General features: G+C 54.8%; 2 rRNA genes. Both read right to left on the bottom strand.

From position 1 onward, the window contains the following. Positions 1-51: 51 nt before the first annotated feature. A 5S ribosomal RNA gene (rrf, locus tag ACYVHT_RS23185) occupies positions 52-163 on the bottom strand. 119 nt (positions 164-282) lie between these two features. Then, positions 283-3,202: ribosomal RNA gene (locus ACYVHT_RS23190) — 23S ribosomal RNA — on the bottom strand. Positions 3,203-3,294 lie beyond the last annotated feature (92 nt).

Below are 3,294 nucleotides of genomic sequence, written 5' to 3' on the forward strand. Positions count from 1 at the left end.
CAAAACGCCCCCGCGGCTGGTGAAAGCGGCGGGGGCGTTGGGGTTGAAAAAGGTTGGCGGCGACCGACTCTCCCACCGGTGAAGGCAGTACCATAGGCGCACCGGGGCTTAACGGCTCTGTTCGGAATGGGAAGAGGTGAACACCCGGGCTAAAGCCACCATTGCTGGCGGGGGTTGCGGTGTTCTGATGGTCTGTTGTGACAGACGCGCAACCCTCAATAACTCGACGTAAGGGGACAAAAACGAAACGTAAGATGCGCGCTCGACGCTGCATTTGCATGCGACCAGAAGCCCTCGGCCACTTAGTACGGCTCAGCTATTGTGTTTCCACTTGTTCACCTGCCGCCTATCCACGTCGTCATCTCCGACGGGCCTTCAATTGGGAAATCTCATCTCCAGGGGAGTTTCGCACTTAGATGCTTTCAGCGCTTATCTCGTCCCAGCGTAGCTACCCGGCGCTGCACCTGGCGGTACAACCGGCGCACCAGCGGCTGGTCCATCCCGGTCCTCTCGTACTAAGGACAGGTCCTGTCAAATTTCCAACGCCCACCACAGATAGGGACCGAACTGTCTCACGACGTTCTGAACCCAGCTCGCGTGCCACTTTAATCGGCGAACAGCCGAACCCTTGGGACCTTCTCCAGCCCCAGGACGTGACGAGCCGACATCGAGGTGCCAAACCTCCCCGTCGATATGAGCTCTTGGGGGAGATCAGCCTGTTATCCCCGGCGTACCTTTTATCCTTTGAGCGATGGCCCTTCCATGCGGAACCACCGGATCACTATATCCGTCTTTCGACCCTGCTCGGCTAGTCGGCCTCACAGTCAAGCCCGCTTCTGCTATTGCGCTCTGCGTCCGGTTACCAAGCGGACTGAGCGGACCTTTGAAAGCCTCCGATACTCTTTTGGAGGCGACCACCCCAGTCAAACTACCCAGCAGCCACTGTCTCCCAGAACCCTGGGATTAGGCAGCAGGCACAGTAAGGGCGGTATTTCAACGTCGGCTCCCCGAGAACTAGCGTCCCCGGCTCAGCGCCTCCCGCCTATGCTACACATACTGAACCCACCACCAATGGCAACCTATAGTAAAGGTGCACGGGGTCTTTCCGTCCCGTGGCGGGTACTCGGCATCTTCACCGAGACTACAATTTCACCGAGCTCACGGCTGAGACAGCGCCCAGATCGTTACACCATTCGTGCAGGTCGGAACTTACCCGACAAGGAATTTCGCTACCTTAGGACCGTTATAGTTACGGCCGCCGTTTACCGGGGCTTCGATTCAAACCTTCGCCTTGCGACTAAGTTCCCCTCTTAACCTTCCGGCACCGGGCAGGTGTCAGACCTTATACGTCCGCTTGCGCGTTAGCAAAGTCATGTGTTTTTGTTAAACAGTCGCCTGGGCCTTTTCACTGCGGCTTCTCAAGTTTCCTTGAGGAAGCGACCCTTCTCCCGAAGTTACAGGTCCATTTTGCCGAGTTCCTTGGCCGTGATTCACTCGAGCGCCTCAGGATGCTCTCCTTGACTACCTGTGTCGGTTTGCGGTACGGGCGATAATAGAATTAAAACGCTTAGCAGGTTTTCTTGGCAGTCGGATTAGGCACACTATCCGCGTGTCCCGAAGGACGTACGGTACTATCAGCTTTCGGCTAGGTGAGCGTACTTAACTACTCTCCCAATACCTACGGCCTTCAACGGGCACTTCCGTCCGCCCGCGGTGCTTTCACTTCTGCGTCACTGCATCACTTTCTATCATCGGTACAGGAATATTAACCTGCTGTCCATCGAGTTCACCTTTCGGCTGCCCCTTAGGTCCCGACTAACCCAATTCCGATTAGCGTTGAATTGGAAACCTTAGTCTATCGGCGTGCGGGTTTCTCACCCGCATTATCGTTACTCATGCCTACATATGCTTTTCTCCACGCTCCACCACGCCTGACGACGCGGCTTCACCGCAAGGAGAATGCTCCCCTACCACGTGACTGTCTTGCAAGTCACATCCAAAGCTTCGGTACTAGATTTGATGCCCGCGTATTATCGATGCCCGGTCGCTCGACCAGTGAGCTGTTACGCACTCTTTAAAGGAATGGCTGCTTCCAAGCCAACCTCCTGGCTGTCAAAGCAACTGGACCTCCTTTGTTCAACTTAATCTAGATTTAGGGACCTTAGCTGTTGGTCTGGGTTCTTTCCCTCTCGGCCGGGGACCTTAGCACCCCAGGCCTCACTGCCGGCTATAGCCAGTGGCATTCGGAGTTCATCAGGATTCGGTAGGCTCTGACACCCCCTAGTCCTATTGGTAGCTCTACCTCCACTGACCTCAACGCCGACGCTGTACCTCAATACATTTCGGGGAGTACGAGCTATTTCTCAGTTTGATTGGCCTTTCACCCCTACCCTCAAGTCATCCAAATCCTTTTCAACGGAAACTGGTTCGGTCCTCCAGTGCCTGTTACGGCACCTTCAACCTGCTCAAGGGTAGCTCACAAAGTTTCGCGTCTACCCCCCCCGACTGCGCGCCCTGTTCAGACTCGCTTTCGCTGCGGCTCCGTGGCTTGAACCACTTAACCTTGCCGGGGAGGAGTAACTCGTAGGCTCATTATGCAAAAGGCACGCTATCAGGAAACGAATTCCCTCTAACTGCTTGTAAGCACACGGTTTCAGGTTCTTTTCACTCCGGTATTCCCGGTTCTTTTCACCTTTCCCTCACGGTACTAGTTCACTATCGGTGTCTCAGGAGTATGTAGCCTTAGCGGATGGTGCCGCTGGATTCAGACGGGGTTTCTCCGGCCCCGCCCTACTCAGGATTCCACTACCGTGAAGTACACTTGTCGCTTACCGGGCTCTCACCGTCTATGGCCTGCTTTCCCAAGCAGTTCAGCTAAATGACTTCAATCAGATGTCGTGGTCCTACAACCCCGGACTGGCCGTAACCAACCCGGTTTGGGCTCCTCCCCGTTCGCTCGCCACTACTTGGGGAATCATTGTTATTTTCTTTTCCTGCAGGTACTTAGATGTTTCAGTTCCCTGCGTTTGCCACTGTGAGTCAAGCTCATCAGTTCACGCATCTTCCATGCGCGGGGTTGCCCCATTCGGAAATCTGAGGATTAACGGGTATGTGCCCCTCCCCCCAGCTTATCGCAGCTTATCGCGTCCTTCGTCGCCTCTGAGACCCTAGGCATCCCCCGTGTGCTCTTTGTTACTTCTTGGTTCGTAATCAACGCTTGTTAATTCTCTCATTACTAAGAGCAAGCGCGCTACGCTTCGTTTTTGTTACCCCTTACGTCAAAGAACGTGTGTC

It is taken from the genome of Hymenobacter daeguensis, from assembly GCF_054780555.1.